Genomic DNA, 18,271 nt, shown 5'->3' with positions numbered 1-18,271 from the left:
GAATATCTCTAAAAACAAGATTCGTTGCTTAATCTTCGGCAGAGATCTAAAATCAAGATACCTATTTTTAGAAAGGAATGCGTCATGGAAGCCGCGACCACCCACATGAGCCCCAAGTCCAGCCACAGCGACCTCCGGGACCCTTCCCGGCAGGCCTTTGTCTTCCTGAGGACGGTCTTCACGATTGCCCCGATCATTTTCGGGCTCGACAAATTCAGCAACCTCTTGGTGGACTGGACCGTCTACTTGGCGCCCGCAGCCACCGCCGTGGTACCTGTTTCAGCCCAGACCTTCATGTACGGCGTGGGAGTCATCGAAGTTATTGCCGGCATCCTGGTCGCCCTGCGTCCGCGCTGGGGATCCCTCATTGTCGCCGCCTGGCTGCTCGGCATCATCGTCAACCTGTTGGTGCTTGGCTCGTTCTTCGACGTCGCACTGAGGGACTTCGGCCTGCTGGTTGGAGCTCTCGCGTTGAACCGCCTGGCCACCGCGTTCAAGAAATAACACAGCGTTCAAGAAATAAAACTCAGGCTGGTGGGACCACAGCCAACTGGGACTGGACCTCAGCCCTGGCCTTGGCCAGGGTCCCACTATCAGGACAAGCAACCGATACATACACCGAGGAAGCCGGGCTGCTGAAAAGCCTGGCGAGGACCAAGGCAGCGGTGCCACTCGAAGCCGGAGCTGATTCCAAGGCCAATAATTCCACGCGGTGCTCCGGCTTGTCGGAGTCCTGGCCCCAGCGCAATGAGGCCGGCGTTAGCTTGTCCGCAGCGATGCCCGTATCCAAATAGCGAAACAGTTCCTTCGTGGACGCGGCGTCATCGCCCGGCACCACCAATGGTCCCTGGTTAACGCTGACCCGGACAACCACCATGCACCCATCTGTCTTCGCGTACCGGGTTTCACCTTGCAAGCCGGAGTGCACCACGGACCATCCCGGCGCCTCTTCCAGGCGGCTGGACACTGCTACCGGATCTCCAGGCGCCAAAGAGCCTCCCGCACTCAAGGGCAGATCCTTCGCGGCGAGAGCCTCAGCATCGTGTCCGGGCGTGATGGTTGGGGTGGACAGCGCCGACTCGGAAGGTGAAGGCTTCGGTACTGCCGGATCAGGCACGTTCACACTGCATCCGGCGAGCAGCGCACCCAAAGCAGCCATGGCCGCCAAACCGGGCATGGCGCCCACCGTCACCGGGACCTGCCGTCGTACAACACCCTGTGTCATCGGAGATCCTTTCCTTTGCTGGCGAGTCTTTTGCTGGCGAGCCGCTTCTGCCGCCATCGAGTCTAACCGCCTGCAACAGCCGTTCAACTAAGCAAGGACGCGGAGACCCCCGGGCACAACCTGAACCTCCACAGGCAGTCTGCCCACGCGCTCGCCGTCGGCGTAGGCCACCACACCTTTTGCCTCCAGCCGCACCTTGCGTACCCGGCGGATCTCCACGGCCGGATGGCCAAGGTGTTTGCCGGCGAAAACCTTGGGAAACACTGCCAGGAAATTCAGTCGCGATAACGGCTTGACCATAAACAAATCCAGCCACCCGTCGTCGGGCAAAGCATCGGGCGTAATTCTCATCCCGCCGCCGATCGATTGGCCGTTCGCCACCGAGATCAGCAACGCTGGCTGGCGCCACTCCTCGCCGTCGGCCGTCACTGTGTATTCGAGACGCCGGAAGGAACCGAGTTCCCGGAGCATCGCCAGGTTGTAACGGCTCTTTCCCTTGGGCCAACGCCAGGAGTTCGCCCTCTCATTGACGGCAGCGTCAAATCCAGCAGACAGAACCCCCGCAAAATAGGTGCTTCGCCCGCCGGCGGTGACGCGTCCGGCGTCGATCTTCCGCCCGCCGGATACCATTGCCGCCAGCAAGCGATCGCAGGCCGCCTTTGTGTCCGTGAGTGGCAAGCCCAGCAGCCTGGCAACATCGTTGCCAGTGCCAGCGGGAACAATTCCCAGCGGAATGTCCTTTCCGGCGAGCGCATTGACACCCAAATGGACCATGCCGTCCCCGCCCACCACAACCAGCGCACTGACGCCTGAAGTTAAGGCCTCATCAACCAGGGTCCGGAGGTCGTCATAGCTTCCCGCTTCCAGCACGACGACGTCACAACCCCCGGCGCGAAGGCAGGCTGCGGCCTCGTCCCCGGCAAGTCCGTGACGGCCGAACGATGCTGTTGGATTTATGGCAAGGGCGATCTTCTGCGCCGAGTGGGTGGGATTCTTGGGCGCCGGAGGATTCACCTGCTGAATTATGCCAGCCGGGAACCACCGCGCCCGCTGCCGACGTTCTCATAGTGGCTGGATAAACTGGCCATGCCGCCCCACCAATGGAGCGGACCACCATCCTAGAGAAGGGCCTGTGCTTGGCCGAGGGCAGCAGTTCCCACTATCAGGTTCTTCGCGTGTCCGTCACCGCGACGGACAAGGAGATCAAGGTGGCATATCGGAAGGCCGCCCGGAAGGCCCACCCCGATCACGGCGGCGAGGCCGAAATGTTCCGCCGTGTAACGCTCGCGTATGAGACCCTGATCGATCCGAAGCGTCGGGCCGAGTATGACAGGAGGTATGCCAGCGGCACTTCCGTCCGCTCCCAAGCGCGTCCGGGCGACTACACAGGCGCGCCTGCGCCGGGTCCGGCGACCAGCGCAGGGGTCAAGCGTCCGCAAGCCCCGCGCAACACGGCCGGCGATCCGCCCGTTTACGTTCCCGCCTTTGATGACCCTCTTGAGGTTCCCCTCATTTCGAAGGCAGAAGCTGCCCAACAAGTCCATGGCTTGCCCCGAAAGCGCGGCATTTTCGGAGCCGAAGCCCGCATCCAACGCGAGATGCGTACTGTTCAACTCATCAGCAGGCAGGTCCTGCCTGCCATCCCCGCCGCAAGGCTTATCAACGGGCTCCGCTCCCCCTCTGACAACAACCACATCGACCACGCGGTCCTTTCCGGCTACCGGCTGGCGTTGGTTGGTTCCATGCTGTTGCCCAAGGGCGCCTACGCATGGGACGGCAATTCGTTGCGCCACGGCGGTCGGTCGGTGGCTCCGCCGCAGCTCGCCCACATCGTCCGCCACATGCAGGACATCTTCCCCGAGTTGAACGTCACCGGCTGGGTGGTCCTGCACAGTCCTGACGGCAACCTGCACGAACCAGTCATTGACCAGTACGGCAAAGGGCAGTCCAGCCATAACGCGGTTGAGGTAGTCAATGGCGCAGGATTGGTCCGCGGTTTGAAGCAGTTCCTTGGTTCAGGACCAGCACCCAACACCGTCGTGGTTCCAGTTCTTGCCCGCTTGCTCCGCGGCATGCACTGACATCTTGCTTTCGCCGGCACTGGTTGAGTCAGTATGAAGCCAATGCGATGGGACTGGCTGGGACAGGACTGACTAGGATGGGACGGTGTTCCGCATCCTCTTCCACACTCCAGAAATCCCGGGCAATACGGGCAACGCCATTCGTTTGGCCGCCATCACCGGCGCCGAACTCCATCTGGTGGAGCCTCTGGGCTTTGACTTTTCCGATGCCAAGCTGCGCCGGGCGGGCCTGGACTACCACGACCTCGCCGTCGTCACGGTCCATAAAGACATCAACGCGGCCTGGGCCGCCCTGCAGCCTGAGCGTGTGTTTGCGTTTACGTCCGACGGCGAAACGTCCTACACGGATATCAACTACCGTGAGGGTGACGTGCTGATGTTCGGCCCTGAATCTGTCGGCCTCCCGGATTGGCTGAAGAAGGATCCGCACGTCACTGCCCGGGTGCGGCTCCCGATGCGGCCTTCCCTGCGTTCACTGAATCTGGCAAACGCCGCGTCCATTGCCGTTTTCGAAGCGTGGCGCCAGAACGGATTTGCCGGCGCCAAGGTGTAGCCCATCCGCGGTGCCCGCAGCTGCGAATAACCTATGCAGGATCAATTCCTGCTTTGGACATTCGATGAGGGAGCCGACGTGAGCGCGCTGGAGGCCCTGGTGGTGGCGGCAACCCGCTGCACTGCCGTGCGCACAACGCCGCGCCCTCGTGCTGCGGGTTTCAAACCGCACGACTTATGCTGGACAGTGATGGACATCCCCAACAATCCCGGTCCCCCGGTCGTTGAGACTTCGGGCACGGCGACAGACCTGAACCAGCAGCTCACCCGCCTGCTTGAATTGATTGCTGCGGGCGATCAGGTGGCGTTCGCCGAGTTTTATCGGCTGACCTCCAGACGCGTCTTTGGCATGGCCAGGCGCGTCCTGATCGATTCCGAGCTGAGCGAAGACGCCACGCAGGAAGTCTTCATCCAGGTCTGGCAGGGCGCCGCCAGGTTCGATCGCGCGTCCGGCAGCCCCATGGCTTGGCTGATGACCATCGCTCACCGCCGGGCCATCGACCGCGTCCGTGCCGTGCAGGCAGCTACGGACCGCGAAGCCCGATACGGCGCGGCAAGCCAGGACCCTGATCGCGACGTCGTATCCGAGGAAGCCGACTCGAACTTTGAGGCCGAGGCCGTCAGCCGGTGCCTTGGCACGTTGACGGATACCCAGCGCGAATCGGTCCGCCTTGCCTATTACGGTGGGCTCACTTACAGGGAGGTTGCGGAGCACCTTGGTGCCGCGGTCCCTACCATCAAGTCCCGCATCCGCGATGGACTACTGCGTTTGAAGACCTGCTTGGGGGTGGGCTGAAATGAGCGAAAACAACGGTGGAGGATTTGTCCGCAGAATGTTCGCCAATGACATCGCAACCGACTTGGCCGAGGGTCGTGTCCTCGAACTCGCGGAAATCTATGCATTGGACGCGGTCACTGAATCCGAACGTGCCCTGATTGACGATTACGTCAAGGACGCTCCGGAAGGTCCAGCGTTCCAGGAGCGGGTCCGCCAGGCCCGCGAGGCCCTGGTGGTAGGTTTCGCTCCTGAAGAAGAGCCTCCCGCTGCCGTCTTCGCCAACATCATGGACCGGATCAACCGGGAATCTGCCATGGACTCCCCCGCAACGCCCGGCATTAATGCAAAGCCGGAGCCCGTCGTCGACGAACTGGCACTCGCCAGAACCAAGCGCGGAGAACGCCGCGGCCTCGGGCGCGGACGCGCGTGGCTGGTGGGCGCAGCGGCTGCTGCCGTCATCGCCTTGGGTGGCGTGGGTGTAGGCGCGTACGTAGCCGGCCAGAATGATCCCGTGAACCAGGTCCTGCAGGCCCAGGACGTCCAGAAGAAGACGGCCCAGGTTCCAGGAGGCGGCACGGCAACCATTTCAGCTTCCTCCGCCAAGGACTCCTTTGTGGTGTTGATGGACGGCGTTGCCCCGGCCCCCGACGGTAAGGTCTACCAGTTGTGGACGTTGCCCAAGGATGGGTCAGCCCCCGTGCCGCAGGGCACTATGGACGCCGAGACGTTGTCCAAGCCGGCAGTGGTGAAGGGATTGTCCTCAGCTTCCTCAGTAGCCATTACGGTGGAGCCCGCCGGCGGATCAAGCTCACCCACGCAGCCGCCTGTGTTGGTGGTTCCGCTGAGCGCCTGATGTCAGCCAAGCCTGGCGTCAATGCTTAAAGCCGACGGCGGCCGCGCACCTTCCGTGAGAAAGGTGCGCGGCCGCCGTCGTTCTTGCCTGCAGTTGACCGGCAGCTACAACACGAGCGACAACAGCATCACGAAGCCAAAGCCAACCAGGGAGATCAAGGTTTCCATGACGGACCAGGTCTTGAAGGTCTGACCGACCGTCAGACCGAAGAGCTCCTTGACCAGCCAGAAACCGGCATCATTGACGTGCGAAAGGAACAATGAGCCTGCACCGATCGCCAAGGCGAGCAGTGCCGCGTGCGTCGGGGTCAAACTGCTGGCCAGGGGCGCGACAATGCCCGCAGCAGTAACCGTTGCAACTGTTGCCGAGCCCGTGGCGAGGCGGAGCGCCACCGCCACAATAAAGCCCAGCACGAGGACGGACATGTTGGCCCCTTCGGCCCACTTCTTGACGGCGTCGCCCACACCGGCGCCAATCAGTGTCTGCTTGAAACCACCGCCAGCCCCAACAATCAGAAGGATCGCTGCGATCGGGCCAAGGCTGTCGCCCAGCTTGGCAGTGATCTTGCTGCCGGTGAATCCAACTGCATACCCGAAGCTCACAATGGCAGCGAGTACCGCCAAAGTCATGGCGACCAGGGGCTGACCCACGAAATCGAAGAAGATACTGATCATCGGAGCGGTTGCCGCGTCCGGCCAGATGATGTCACCCAAAGCTTTAAGCAGCATGAGGACTACCGGGAAGATGATGGTCAGCAGCGTCACCAGGAACGAAGGCTGGCGCTTGACGTCGCTAAGGTCCGCGCGGTGTTTAGTGTCGATGCCACCCGCTACGGCGGGAGCGTCCACCGGAACCCAACGCGCAGCCAGCCGGGAGAAAAGCGGCCCACAAATGATGACCGTGGGAATGGCCACGAGGATGCCCAGGCCCAGTGTTGTTCCCAGTTCGGCTTTCACAGCGCTGATGGCAATCAGGGGTCCCGGGTGCGGGGGCACCAGGCCATGGAGCACAGAAAGGCCCGCCAAAGCTGGTATCGCGATGCGCATGAGCTTCATCCCGGATCTCTGCGTCACAAGGACAATCACGGGAAGCAGGAGCACAAGACCGATTTCGAAGAACATCGGCAGGCCAATGATCACTGCCACAAGCGTGATCATCCAGACGATCTTGTTGCCGGTGGCCTTGGCCAACAAGGTGTCCACTACCCGGTTGGCTCCACCGGAGTCCGCGAGCAACTTGCCTAGCATTGCGCCCAAGGCAATCAGGAGGCCGACTTCCTTGAGGACGCCGCCAACTCCGTCCTCGAAGTTGGTAATGACCTTGCCCAGTTCCACGCCTGAGGCGAGGCCGACAAACGCCGAGCCCAGCACCAGCGCCAGGAATGGGTGGAGTTTCAGCTTGGCGATCAGAACCACGATCAGCGCAATACCCAACGCCGCCACCACAAGGAGTTGGGTGTCGTGCGCGGACCACTCCTGTACCTGTGTGGACGTTTCCAGTGCGATCATGACGCTGCCGCTTCGGTACCGGCACCCAGGGGACGCAAGCCGAGCCGATCGATGACTTCGTCCGCCTCTTCAGCAGGCGAGGCCGAAACACACAGCGAGATGTAGTTCTCGTCTTCCGTGGGTTCCTCAAGTGCTTCAAACTGGGACTCCAGGAGCGACGGCGGCATGAAGTGGCCGTGCCGCGACGCCAGCCGGTCCGAGATCTTATCTTTGCTCCCTTGCAGGAAAACGAAGACAACGCCTTCGCCCCGGAGCACGTCGCGGTACTTCTTCTTCAATGCCGAGCACGTGATGATGGCCGGTGTACCGGCATCTGTATGTTCCCGGATCCACTGGGCAATGATGCCAAGCCAAGGCCACCGGTCCTCATCGCTGAGGGCCTGCCCCGAGTGCATCTTGGCCACATTCGCTTCAGGATGGAGATCGTCGCCTTCGGCGAGATCCCATCCAAGCTTTCCGGCCAGAACGCCGGCTACAGTCGACTTGCCCGAACCGGAGACTCCCATAATCACCAGTACGGGTTGCTGTGCAGTCTTCGCCATCAAAGTCTGCCTTCCTCGAATAAATATGATTTAACCGAGGTCCAGCATATGACACGGGTTACATAACGGCAATGTCAGAAGCCGGCGATAGTACTGGATCCGTTGACGGACACTACGTGGAAACTCTCAGCGCTGGCCCCGGCAGGAAGCCCTGCACGCGCACCGTTGGCCATCAACATGCCAAGGACCACGCGCTCCATCCCCTCGATGTCCGGGTGCTGGCTCGCGTGGATCCGGATCGCATCGAGCTTGGCATCAACATGCTTGGTGACATCCACGAAATGGTTCTCACGGTCCTCTGGACTGGAGATAAACCAGAGCCAGGGCAGCTTGTAGGCTGCCAATCCGGCCTCGGCCAACTCAGGATAGGCAAAGGGATTCTCCACGGCAGGATAAACCGCCCGGGTCACGGCTTCCCCTGCTGCGAGGTGGTCGGGGTGGCTCTTCTGAAGGCGGTCCCAGTTCCGTTCCGGGTGCATGGTTTACACGATGTCCGGGCGGATTTCCCGGATGAGCTTCACAACCTGCTTGATGACGTTGTGTGTCGGCTCGAGGTAGCCATCGTGTTCGTGCAGGTAACGGATGTCTTTGACTCCCACCAACTCTGCCGCGCGTTGCTGTTCCGTGGCACGGAGTTCGATAATGCGTTCCCGGTCTACGGGATCAAACCCGCCGGCGTCGCCGTCAGTCATGATGCAGTAGGTGACCTGTACGCCAGCAGCAGTCCACGCAGCTATGGTTCCTGCAGCTCCGAAGTCGATGTCGTCAGGATGGGCAGTAAAACAAAGCACCCGCTCAACACGCTCCGTGGAGGCGTTGAACGGGCTCTTTGCTGACGAAACGCCAGAAGTCAAAGGGATCAGCCTTTCCGCTTTTTGATCTCAGCTGTTGCCTGCGGCACAACCTTGAACAGATCGCCGATGATGCCGAAGTCCGCGATCTCAAAGACAGGAGACTCTGCATCCTTGTTGATGGCCACAATGACCTTGGACGTCTGCATTCCAGCCTTTTGCTGGATTGCCCCTGAGATACCTGCCGAAATATACAGCTGCGGAGAGACAGTCACACCAGTTTGGCCCACTTGCGCGTCGTGCCCAATCCACCCAGCATCGGTTGCTGCCCGCGAAGCACCAACCGCAGCACCAAGGGCATCGGCGAGTTCTTCCAGCGGGCCAAAGTCGCCATCGACGCCCCGCCCGCCGGCCACAACGATCCGGGCCTCGCTGAGGTCGGGCCGGCCACTGGCGGGCTTCTCCGTGCGGGAGGAGATCCGGGCCGCATACGCTGCAGCATCTGCGGGAACCTCAACCTTCGCTGTCGCGGGAGCTGTGACTGTGCCTGCCGGCTCTGGTTCCACGATGTTCGCTTTTACGGAAAAGACCGACACCGGAGTGGCGGCCTTCGCCGTGGTGTTGTACGAACCCGCGAGGACCGACTTGTGGGCGGTGCCGTCCGCATCCAGACCAACAACGTCCGTGATGACTCCGGCGTTGAGCTTAATGCCGAGTCGTCCCGCGATCTCTTTGCCCTCGGGCGAGTTTTCGATCAGGACAGCGTTGGCGCCTGAAGTCGCCACTGCAGCCGCGAGGTACGCGGCCTTCGGCGCAATCAGGTAGTCGTCCAGGTCCGCCACAGAGGGCTGGTAGATCGTCGCCACGCCATAGGCACCCAAGGTGGCCGCGACGTCGTCGGTCAATTCACCGTTGATCGCGACGGCGGTCTCCCCCAGCTTCCGCGCAAGGGTCAGGAGTTCCAAGCTGCTCTTCTTGAGCGCAGCCCCGGGGTTGTCAATGAAAACAAGTGCATTTGCCATGGTTGGAGTCCTTTAGAGCAGCTTCTGTGCGGCCAGGAAGTCGACGAGCTTGATGCCGGCGTCGCCCTCGTCGGTGATGATCGTACCTGCGGTCCTGGGCGGGCGGGCAGCCGCAGACTCCACAACCGTCCACGAGCCTGCCTGGCCTACCTCGGAAGGATCGACACCGATATCGGCAAGCGACAACGAGGCAATCTTCTTCTTCTTGGCTGCCAGGATTCCCTTGAAGTTGGGGTACCTCGGTTCATTGATCTGGTCTGTGACCGAGACGAGCGCTGGGAGCTGCGCTTCAACTGTTTCCGAGTGGGAGCCGGCGTCGCGACGTGCTACCACGGTTCCGCCGTTAACCTCGAGGCTGGAAGCAAACGTAAGCTGCGGGAGCGACAACCGCTCGGCCAGCTGAGCCGGGATGAGCGAGGTCTCGCCGTCCGTGGAAGCCATGCCGGTCAGGACCAGGTCCACCGGGCGTCCATCTGCGGAGAGATGGCGGATGGTGGCCGCAAGCGCCAACGATGTCGCAGCGGCGTCCCGAACCGGCCAACGCGTCATCGCTGAGGTGGACCCCGGAGTAGGCGCCAATCTGCAACGACTTCTTGACTGCGTTTACGGCACCGGAGGGCCCCATGCTGAGGGCAATGACCTCGTTGCCGGCTTTGGCTCCGCCACGCTCTTCAGCCAGCTGCAGTGCTGCCTCAAGCGCGTACTCGTCAAGTTCGGACAAGATGCTCTCATCGCGGTCAGTTGTGTTGCCGGGTCCGGTGATGTGCCGGTCGAACTGCGCGTCCGGGACGTGCTTGACCAGAACGACAATCTTCAATGTCTCTTCCACTGTCTTCGAAGCAGCCTTCCATGCTTGTGGACGGCCAACCGCAGGAGCGTGGCCGTGAATTGCCCAGCGCGTGGGCTTCCCCTAGCTAAGCATATTGCCCGCAGAAACCCGCAGAAAAACGATTGTGCGTTAACGCCTGTTTCATCCGCCACGGCAACTGCGGGCACAGACCGACGGCGGGCCACACCGATGAGGTGCCGCCCGCCGTCGGTCTGTGCCCGCAGGTTCCTGCTATCGCAGTGGTTCCTGCTGTTGGGGTTGTTACTGCTGTGCGGCGTCCAAAGTAACTTCTACTTCCTGCGACTGGCCGTTGCGCTGGATAGTTACCTTGACCTTGGCACCGGCGGACTGTTCGCGGACCGCCGCGGTCAACTGATTGGGGTCCGTCACCTGGTAGTCACCAAACTTGGTGACGACGTCGCCAACCTTGATGCCGGCCTTCGCCGCGGCCGAACCCGTTGTCACCGAAGCCACTTCGGCTCCAACGGAGAATCCGGAGTCGCTGCCCGTGGACGACTTCGATCGTACAGAGACACCAAACTGGCCATGGCTTGCCTTACCGGTATCGATAATTTCCTGCGCAACGCGCTTGGCGTGATTGATCGGGATACTGAAGCCCACACCGATGTTTCCAGTAGAGGAATCCGCTGTGCCGCTGCCGGCGGAAGCAATAGCCACATTGACGCCGATGATCTCGCCCTTGCTGTTTACCAGCGCGCCACCGGAATTGCCGGGGTTGATGGCCGCGTCAGTCTGGATCACGTTGATCGAGATGGAGCCCTCGTTGGCACTGGGCTGGCTCTGGCCGCCACCTGGAGGTGCAAACTGGAAGCCTTGGTCACCGCCCTGGGAATCGTCAGTGCCTTCCTTTGGGGCGGCCGAGGAGGCAACGCTGATGGTGCGGTTCAGCGTGGAGACGATACCGTCCGTCACCGTGCCCGTCAGGCCAAGCGGCGAACCAATCGCGACGGCGGTGTCGCCCACGTTGATTTTCGAGGAATCCCCGAGCGTGGCCGGCACCAAACCGGAAGTATTGTCCACCTTGATAACTGCAAGGTCCGAGAGCGGATCAGTTCCAACGACCTTGGCCTTGAGGACCTTTCCGTCACTGGTACGGACCTCGATGGCAGCACTGGATGTTGCACCATCCAGCGTGACGACGTGGGTGTTGGTCAGGATGTGGCCTTGGTCATCGATAATGATGCCGGACCCTGTTCCGCCCTCGTTTCCACTCGTTGCCTTGATGGTGACCACGCTCGGCGACGCCTTGGCTGCTGCTGCCGTGATGACGTTGACATCGTCCTTGTTGTTCACGATCACCGTGCTGGACTGGCCGCCACTTGAGGCGGCCGGTGCCGGGTTGTCCAAAAGGACAGTGCTGCCTGCGACCACACCGCCACCTACGAGGCCGGCGGCAAGGATGCTGGCAATGAGCGTTCCGATGCCGAATGCCGGCTTGCGCTTGGTGCCAACGGAGGACTGCTGGCCCGGAGCGCTGTGGAGGTTCGGGTTCCCAGGATTGGTCCCTCCGCCGTAAAACGGCTGGTGCTGCGGGTAGTTGGGACGCTGCCCCGGGTCCTGGTGCTGGGGACCGCCGTAGTACTGCGGCTGGCCGGTGCTTCCATGGGAACCCGGGTTGCCTTCAGGGCGCGTGGTGGGCTGGGGTTGGGTGTTGGGATGCACCTCTTGGTTTGCGTTGGTGTGAGGTGACGATTGGGCAGGCGGCTGAAAGGCCGGCAGCGGAGTCGTTGCATGCGTACCGGTTCCCTGCCCGGAGTTCCAACCAGGCTGCTGAGCGTGCTGCTGCGTCGGCTGCTGTGGCTGCTGGTGGCTGGCAGCGGCGTCAGGCCTCGCAGCGGGATCCCGCGGCTCGGACGGATCACGGTTCTCTGGTGCGGTGCCCTGCGCTGGGTTCTCCGTCATGGGTCTTCCTTTCATCCTTGTCTTCCATAACTATGGCCCTTCTTACTGGAACAAAATCGGACGTTCGCTGGGAGCTTCCTGAAAGCCAAAGGGTATGGTGCAGCAGAGCCGCATGGCGGGCCAACACAACCGACACAAAGAGCCTCAACGCGCGGGCATCGCGTGTTTCTCCTGTGTTTCGCTGGTGGCATATTCAAGGCTGTGGACGGGGTATGGGGTGCACCATAGAATCAAGTGGAATTGCCACAGCGACCTGCGGCTTTACAAACCATGCGTGGGGGCGCTGAGCATTCTGTGACGATTGGTTCGCCTTGTTCCAGTCGCAGACGTGCTGAAGGGTTGCACATGCGGTCAATAGTGAAACGTGTACTCGCCGTGATTGGCGTGGCTGGAATGTTGGCCCTCCCGGCCGGCGCCGCCTGGGCTGCAGATCCGGTGACCATACCGTCAGGCCAAAACATCGTGGATGATGCCAATGTCCTGGGCAGCCGCAAGGGTGAAGTCCAGGAAGCCATCCAGAAGACTCTCAAGGACCACAAGTACAACCTGTACGTGGTCACGGTGAACTCCTTCGAGAACCCTTCATCGCCCGCGGAATGGGTTAAGGCCGTTGCCACCAAGAGGGGCATGGGCAAGGCCGATGCCATTCTGGCCATTTCCACTGCTGGTCAGTACAACTTCACCCTGAACTCAGGGAGTTCCATTTACTCCAAGCAGTCCAACATCGCGCAGAACGCCGTTGTTGCCAACCTTGCCGGCGGTAAAAAAGACTATGCCCAGGCAGCGATTGACACAGCAGCAGCCATTGGAGACGCGGCCGGCGGTGGAAGCGGTACCGTGCCAAGCGGCAACGGCGGTGTGGGGGTCCTCGTCGGAGTTGGCGTAGTAGCAGCAGGCGGTGCGGCCACCTATCTCTACCTGCGAAATCGACGCAAGAAGGTTGGCCAGGCATCCAGTGCCAGCTACGGTCCCCAAGGAGAAGAGCTTGACCCTCTAGCCGCCCTGAGCATTCCGGAGCTGCGTCAGAAGAGCGGCTCGTTGCTGATCGAGGCCGATGACGCCATCAAGTCCAGCGAACAGGAACTCGGGTTCGCCCAGGCCCAATACGGTGATTCGGCGATCGGCAACTTCACCAAGGCCCTGCAGGAAGCCAAAGCCCACATGACCGAATCGTTCAAGCTGCAACAGCAGCTGGACGACCATATCCCGGACACCGAGGAACAACAGCGAACGTGGCTCGGAGAGATTATCCGCCGTTCAGAGGCGGCCCTGGCATCATTGCGCGACCAGAAGGAGGACTTCGATTCTCTTCGCGAACTGGAGAAGAAAGCCCCGCAAGCCTTGGCCACAGTCACCGCAGGTGCCCGGGAAGCCGACTCCAGGATCGCTTCTGCAGAGCAATCCCTGCAAGGCCTCCGCAGTAAGTACGCCGAATCTGCCTTGACGCAGGTCTCAGACAACATCCTGCAGGCCAAGGAACGCCTTGCGTTCGTGCAGAACGCTGCCACCACCGCCCAGGAAAAACTGGCTGCCGGCGAAAACAGCCTGGCTGCCGTAGCTGTTCGCGCTGCCGAAGAGAGCCTGCACCAGACGAACGTCCTGATCGATGCGATCTCCAAGACTGCAGGCAGCCTTGACGAGGCACGCGCCTCTCTGGAAAGCGCGGTTGCGGAGACCAGCCAGGATCTCGCGCAGGCCAGGGCCATGATCCAGTCGGGTGAACATCCTGAACTCGCTGGCCCGGTGGCTGGTGTGGAGGCGGCCCTGGGTCAAGTCAAGACTGAAATCCAAGGTGGGAAGATCGACCCCATTGCTACGTTGACCCGCGTTGAAACAGCGCACCAGGCGCTCGATCAGTCGCTGTCCGGCATCAGGGACCAACAGGAACAAGCACGCCGCGCACAAGCGTCCTTGCAGCAAACCATCATGGCGGCACAGGCCCAGATCAGTGCAACCTCGGATTACATCACGGCCCGTCGCGGCGGCGTTGGGACGGAGGCCCGCACCAGGCTCGCCGAGGCCCAGCGCAATCTCGACTACGCTTTGTCGATCTCGCGCAATGACCCGGTGACGGCTCTGACCTACGCCCAGCAGGCCCACTCACTCGCCGCACAGGCAGCACAGCTGGCGCAGGCCGACGTCGACCACTTCGGCTATGCCGACCAAGGCTACGGCCGCGGTGGCATGTTCGGGGGTGGCGGCGGAGGTGGCGGTCTTGGAGGCGCAATTCTCGGCGGCATTCTCATTAACTCCATCTTCAACAGCGGTGGCGGCGGTTGGGGCGGCGGCCACAGCGACGGCGGTGGCGGCGGCGGATTCTTCGGCGGCGACTCCGGCGGCGGCGGCGACTGGGGCGGCGGTGGAGGCGACTTCGGTGGCGGCGACTCCGGAAGTTTCTAGCCCCACAGTTTAGATGGGGTCCATGCCCCATCTAGGAGCGGTACAACAACTGATCACTGATTTCAGTGGCTTCCACTGAGCAGGACGAAAGGCAACACCATGGTTAAGCAGTCCATTTTCGGTCGGATCTCGCAGCTCGCCAAGGCAAACATCAACGCTTTGCTGGACCAGGCTGAGGACCCGCAGAAGATGCTGGACCAGATGGTCCGCGACTACACGAACAACATTGCTGAGGCCGAGTCCGCAGTGGCTCAGACCATCGGGAACCTCCGCATGCTGCAGGCCGACTACAACGAGGACGTCAAGAACGCCCAGGACTGGGGCAACAAAGCCCTTGCCGCGTCACGCAAGGCCGACGAATACCGTGCTGCCGGTGATTCCGAGGACGCCACGAAATTCGACAACCTGGCCAAGGTTGCCATCCAGCGCCAAATGACGGCAGAGTCCGAAGCCAGGGCCGCCGAGCCAAGCATTGCGTCCCAGACCGAGGTTGTGGACAAGCTCAAGACCGGGCTTGACCAAATGAAGAACAAGCTCAACCAGCTGACAGCGAAGCGCAATGAACTCGTGGCCCGTTCCAAGACCGCCGCTGCGCAGTCGCAGGTGCACGATGCCCTGAAGAGCATCGACATCATGGACCCCACCAGTGAAGTTGGCCGCTTCGAAGAGAAGATTCGCCGCGAAGAGGCCAAGGTCCTGGGCCAGCAGGAACTTGCTGCATCCAGCTTGGACGCCCAGTTCAACCAGCTGGAAGACCTTGGGGAGCAAACGGAAATTGAGGCGCGTCTGGCGGCCCTGAAGTCCGGCGGCAGCAAGCCTGCCATCGGGGCAGGTGCCCCTGCCTCCAGTGGTGCAACCATCGACGAAACCGACTTCGACAAGCTCTGACAATGCAGGACTTGGCAGCCTTGTGATGTGGCAGCCCTCTGATGTTGCCTGAAGCATGAGAAATGGCCGGATCCCTCTGCGGGATCCGGCCATTTTGTTCTCCGTGGACAACCTTGCCTAGAGCGAGGAGGCCTCCAACGGATCCTGGCTGGGACTGACATCTGTGGCCACTTCAGCGCGAATTTCGAAACCCTTTGGGTGGAAATATGTCACAGTGCATTCAAGGACTTCACCGCGCGCCCCCAGTGTGGTCCTTTCCAACCGCGGGACCATGGGAAATTCACGGACGTTCAGGGCATCGGCGAGGTGCTCCGGAGGGGCGTGCATGGTGACCGTGATTTCAGCACGCTGGAGGGGCTTGGACGTCCTGTCCTGGATGACCTGATAGATGGAATTGCGCTCCGCATCCGCGAGGCTGATGTGACGGCCAATGTGCGAAGGGATGAAGATTTCCGCGATGGCATAGGGCCAACCACCGCTTGAATAAGAGCGACGGATCACAAGGACAAGATTGTCATCGGAGACCAGCTTCGCTGGTACGGACCGATCCTTCTCCATCCATTTGTATTCAATCAGGCCTTTGACAGTCTTCATTCCCGCTGCTGTGAACGTCTCCATGAAGGGCGCCAAGCGGTTAAGCATCCGGACCGGACGTTGGGCCATGACGAAAGTGCCCTTGCCTTGCCGGCGAACAAGCAGCCCCTTCACGACGAGGGTTTCTATCGCCTTGCGGACCGTAGTACGACTGATCCCGTACTCGTCCATCAACGATTCTTCGGTCGGGATCCGTGCGCCCGGTTCCAACCGGCTGACTTGATCAGTCAGTACGTCTGCAACCTGCTGGTACACCGCTACGGGACTGTTCCTCTGCAGGGCCTGTCGATCCAGGCCCTGGTTGTAGTCTTCCTTGACCATCCGGCCTTCCCATCCATTCCCGGCCTACAGCCGTTCCGGATTTGATGCTAGCACCGGCACTTTCCAGGGCCTGGTGCAGCACAAAACAAAAGGTCCGAATCAGTGATAACTGATCCGGACCTTTTCTCCAGTTGCGGGGACAGGATTTGAACCTGTGACCTCTGGGTTATGAGCCCAGCGAGCTACCGAACTGCTCCACCCCGCGTCGCAAGAACAACTCTACCGCACCAGGCAGGGTGCTTATGACCATAGTGAGGTGAAGGTGCTGCAGATCACGGCACTGAGGGTTGGCCGGCAAATCGTCGCCAGGGTTTGCGACGGACTCGACCTTCCTGGCCTGCCCCTAACCCAATACCCGCCCACAGGTCGGAGCCCAGCGAGAGCCGTGCTAACTCCAGCCCTGTCCGGACGCGCCTCCCGCGGGAAGCGGATGGGGCCGGGAAGAGGATGGGGGCGCGGCTAAAGAGCAGGGGCCTAAACGCTGGTCCCTCAATCAACTGAGGGTTATAGGACAAAACGTGTGTATGGGAGGGGCTTGCTTCCCAGTGATAGCGCGGTAAATCCGGGGTAGCTAAGCTTTTGAAGCTTAGGGTGGCTGGGGTGCTTGCATATCTCTGGAGTGTTTGATTTGTGGTCACGGGCTGGTTCGGAACGGGAAAACAGCTGCCGGTAAGCAGCGGTACCGGTGCCTGGAGTGCGGGGCGAGCCGCTCGGGTGAACGTCCTGATGTGAGCCGCCGGGCTGAACTGGATGCGTTTCTGGGCTGGTTGCTGGGCACCTCTAACCAATCAGCCCCGACCTCGTTCGGCACGGCCCGTTCCTTCCGGCGCCGCACCGGGTGGTGCTGGAACATCGCCCCTGAGATCCCAGTCACGGGCGAAGTTCATGACCAGATCCAGGTCGACGGGATTTATGTGGGCTCGTGGTGCTGTTTGACCGCCGTGGCTGGGGATCACGTCCTGGGTTGGCAGTGGTGCGATACCGAGAAGAAGGCCGCATGGGCGGCCCTGCTCGCCCGGTTCCCCGCCCCCACCGTCGTGATCACCGATGGTGGCTCCGGGATCGCAGCGGCGCTGTCCGAGTGTTGGAGTGAGACCGCGGTCCAGCGCTGCCTTGTCCACGTCCAACGCAACGTCCGCACTTACCTCACCGGCCGCCCCAGGACTGAGGCGGGCAAGGCGTTGCTGCGGCTGGGACGGGCCCTGACGAGGATCACCACCGCGGCCGAAGCCGCCGCGTGGCTGGGCGGGCTCAATGACTGGCACCAGAGCTACGGGCACCTGGTCAAAGCCCGCACGTACCGCACCGGCACCGCCATCATCCCGGGGTGGGTTAGGGCAAATCAGACCTGGTGGTACACCCCCACGACAGGCTTCGTAAGGCCTATCGGCTGCTGGAACGACTTAGCCAGGCCGGGACGCTGTTCACGTATCTGCGCACCGAGTTCGCTGGCCTGCAGATCGCATCGACCACTAATCGCATTGAAGGCGGCACCAACGCCCAACTCCGGCTACTGCTGCGGGCCCACAGGGGCATGAGCGAAGAACACCGCAAACGCGCGATCGAGTGGTATCTCTACTTGCACAGCGAACAGCCCCTGCCGCCGGCCAAACTCATCAAAGCCGAGCATTGCCGTCCGGCCAGGACCGAAGCCATCATCACGACCGAGCAGGAGCCCGGCCCGAGCTCTACAGCACCGGACTCAGCGCCGACGAAGGACTCAGGCACCGGAAAGGATGGGCAGGACGAACATGACACACCCGGGATTTACACACGTTTTGTCCTATAACCCCTAAACGCTGGTCCCTCAATCAACTGATCCCAACGTCCGGGGAAAACAAAAGATCCGGATCAGTGAATACTGATCCGGATCTTTTCTCCAGTTGCGGGGACAGGATTTGAACCTGTGACCTCTGGGTTATGAGCCCAGCGAGCTACCGAACTGCTCCACCCCGCGTCGCAAG

15 protein-coding genes, 2 tRNA genes and 3 pseudogenes are annotated in these 18,271 nt (G+C 61.5%); 9 read left to right on the top strand and 11 right to left on the bottom strand.

What is annotated here, in order from left to right:
- The first annotated feature begins 84 nt into the window (after positions 1-84).
- Positions 85-504, top strand: a complete 420-nt coding sequence (locus ACTAQJ_RS00505) for a hypothetical protein (protein WP_498699983.1) — start codon at positions 85-87, stop codon at positions 502-504.
- Between the two features lie 22 nt (positions 505-526).
- Here the strand turns inward: ACTAQJ_RS00505 and ACTAQJ_RS00500 are convergent, their stop codons facing one another.
- Positions 527-1,225 (bottom strand): hypothetical protein, encoded by a 699-nt coding sequence (locus tag ACTAQJ_RS00500; RefSeq protein WP_498699981.1) that lies wholly within the window; start codon positions 1,223-1,225, stop codon positions 527-529.
- 87 nt (positions 1,226-1,312) lie between these two features.
- Positions 1,313-2,239 (bottom strand): diacylglycerol/lipid kinase family protein, encoded by a 927-nt coding sequence (locus tag ACTAQJ_RS00495; RefSeq protein WP_431115752.1) that lies wholly within the window; start codon positions 2,237-2,239, stop codon positions 1,313-1,315.
- A 122-nt stretch (positions 2,240-2,361) separates the two neighbouring features.
- Between ACTAQJ_RS00495 and ACTAQJ_RS00490 the strand changes: the two genes are divergently transcribed.
- The 4 genes from ACTAQJ_RS00490 (at position 2,362) to ACTAQJ_RS00475 (ending at position 5,489) form a co-directional block, all read left to right on the top strand.
- On the top strand, positions 2,362-3,306 hold the full coding sequence (locus tag ACTAQJ_RS00490; protein WP_498699978.1) for a J domain-containing protein: 945 nt from the start codon (positions 2,362-2,364) through the stop codon (positions 3,304-3,306).
- A gap of 85 nt (positions 3,307-3,391) precedes the next feature.
- Complete coding sequence (locus ACTAQJ_RS00485) at positions 3,392-3,859, top strand: tRNA (cytidine(34)-2'-O)-methyltransferase (RefSeq protein ID WP_224088121.1); 468 nt, start codon at positions 3,392-3,394, stop codon at positions 3,857-3,859.
- Positions 3,860-4,048: 189 nt separating this feature from the next.
- Positions 4,049-4,654, top strand: coding sequence for an ECF RNA polymerase sigma factor SigK (gene sigK, locus ACTAQJ_RS00480; protein WP_431120277.1), 606 nt, complete (start codon positions 4,049-4,051; stop codon positions 4,652-4,654).
- Between the two features lies 1 nt (position 4,655).
- The gene (locus ACTAQJ_RS00475) at positions 4,656-5,489 is read left to right on the top strand and encodes an anti-sigma factor (RefSeq protein WP_431115756.1); all 834 of its coding nucleotides are present in this window, start codon (positions 4,656-4,658) and stop codon (positions 5,487-5,489) included.
- Positions 5,490-5,593: 104 nt separating this feature from the next.
- Here ACTAQJ_RS00475 and ACTAQJ_RS00470 read toward each other — a convergent pair whose 3' ends face one another.
- The 6 genes and pseudogenes from ACTAQJ_RS00470 to ACTAQJ_RS00445 form a co-directional block, all read right to left on the bottom strand.
- Entirely contained in the window at positions 5,594-6,997 is a 1,404-nt protein-coding gene (locus ACTAQJ_RS00470) for a GntT/GntP/DsdX family permease (protein ID WP_498699976.1), read from the bottom strand.
- Entirely contained in the window at positions 6,994-7,539 is a 546-nt protein-coding gene (locus ACTAQJ_RS00465; RefSeq protein WP_431115759.1) for a gluconokinase, read from the bottom strand. Before ACTAQJ_RS00465 ends, ACTAQJ_RS00470 begins: the two co-directional genes overlap by 4 nt.
- 74 nt (positions 7,540-7,613) lie before the next feature.
- Positions 7,614-8,393: pseudogene (locus tag ACTAQJ_RS00460) on the bottom strand (PIG-L deacetylase family protein).
- A 5-nt stretch (positions 8,394-8,398) separates the two neighbouring features.
- The gene (locus ACTAQJ_RS00455; protein ID WP_431115763.1) at positions 8,399-9,352 is read right to left on the bottom strand and encodes an electron transfer flavoprotein subunit alpha/FixB family protein; all 954 of its coding nucleotides are present in this window, start codon (positions 9,350-9,352) and stop codon (positions 8,399-8,401) included.
- A gap of 12 nt (positions 9,353-9,364) precedes the next feature.
- Positions 9,365-10,169: pseudogene (locus ACTAQJ_RS00450) on the bottom strand (electron transfer flavoprotein subunit beta/FixA family protein).
- Between the two features lie 273 nt (positions 10,170-10,442).
- Positions 10,443-12,104, bottom strand: coding sequence for a S1C family serine protease (locus ACTAQJ_RS00445; protein ID WP_431115765.1), 1,662 nt, complete (start codon positions 12,102-12,104; stop codon positions 10,443-10,445).
- A 345-nt stretch (positions 12,105-12,449) separates the two neighbouring features.
- On the opposite strand from ACTAQJ_RS00445, the gene ACTAQJ_RS00440 reads away from it, so the two are divergent.
- Positions 12,450-14,504, top strand: a complete 2,055-nt coding sequence (locus tag ACTAQJ_RS00440) for a TPM domain-containing protein (RefSeq protein WP_498699971.1) — start codon at positions 12,450-12,452, stop codon at positions 14,502-14,504.
- 99 nt (positions 14,505-14,603) lie between these two features.
- The gene (locus ACTAQJ_RS00435; RefSeq protein ID WP_498699969.1) at positions 14,604-15,392 is read left to right on the top strand and encodes a PspA/IM30 family protein; all 789 of its coding nucleotides are present in this window, start codon (positions 14,604-14,606) and stop codon (positions 15,390-15,392) included.
- A 117-nt stretch (positions 15,393-15,509) separates the two neighbouring features.
- Here ACTAQJ_RS00435 and ACTAQJ_RS00430 read toward each other — a convergent pair whose 3' ends face one another.
- Together ACTAQJ_RS00430 and ACTAQJ_RS00425 are read right to left on the bottom strand one after the other, a co-directional pair.
- Entirely contained in the window at positions 15,510-16,307 is a 798-nt protein-coding gene (locus ACTAQJ_RS00430) for a GntR family transcriptional regulator (protein WP_498699967.1), read from the bottom strand.
- A 131-nt stretch (positions 16,308-16,438) separates the two neighbouring features.
- Positions 16,439-16,512, bottom strand: a tRNA-Met gene (locus ACTAQJ_RS00425).
- A 418-nt stretch (positions 16,513-16,930) separates the two neighbouring features.
- Here ACTAQJ_RS00425 and ACTAQJ_RS00420 point away from each other — a divergent pair.
- Both ACTAQJ_RS00420 and ACTAQJ_RS00415 read left to right on the top strand, forming a co-directional pair.
- A pseudogene (locus ACTAQJ_RS00420) lies at positions 16,931-17,524 on the top strand (IS1/IS1595 family N-terminal zinc-binding domain-containing protein); the annotation flags it as partial.
- A gap of 134 nt (positions 17,525-17,658) precedes the next feature.
- The gene (locus ACTAQJ_RS00415) at positions 17,659-18,096 is read left to right on the top strand and encodes a hypothetical protein (protein WP_498702254.1); all 438 of its coding nucleotides are present in this window, start codon (positions 17,659-17,661) and stop codon (positions 18,094-18,096) included.
- 94 nt (positions 18,097-18,190) lie between these two features.
- Here ACTAQJ_RS00415 and ACTAQJ_RS00410 read toward each other — a convergent pair.
- A tRNA-Met gene (locus ACTAQJ_RS00410) sits at positions 18,191-18,264 on the bottom strand.
- Positions 18,265-18,271: the final 7 nt, after the last annotated feature.

Source organism: Arthrobacter sp. alpha11c (genome assembly GCF_054149985.1).
The sequence above is the reverse complement of the archived record's forward strand: the minus strand, read 5'-3'. Positions and strand labels throughout refer to the sequence as shown.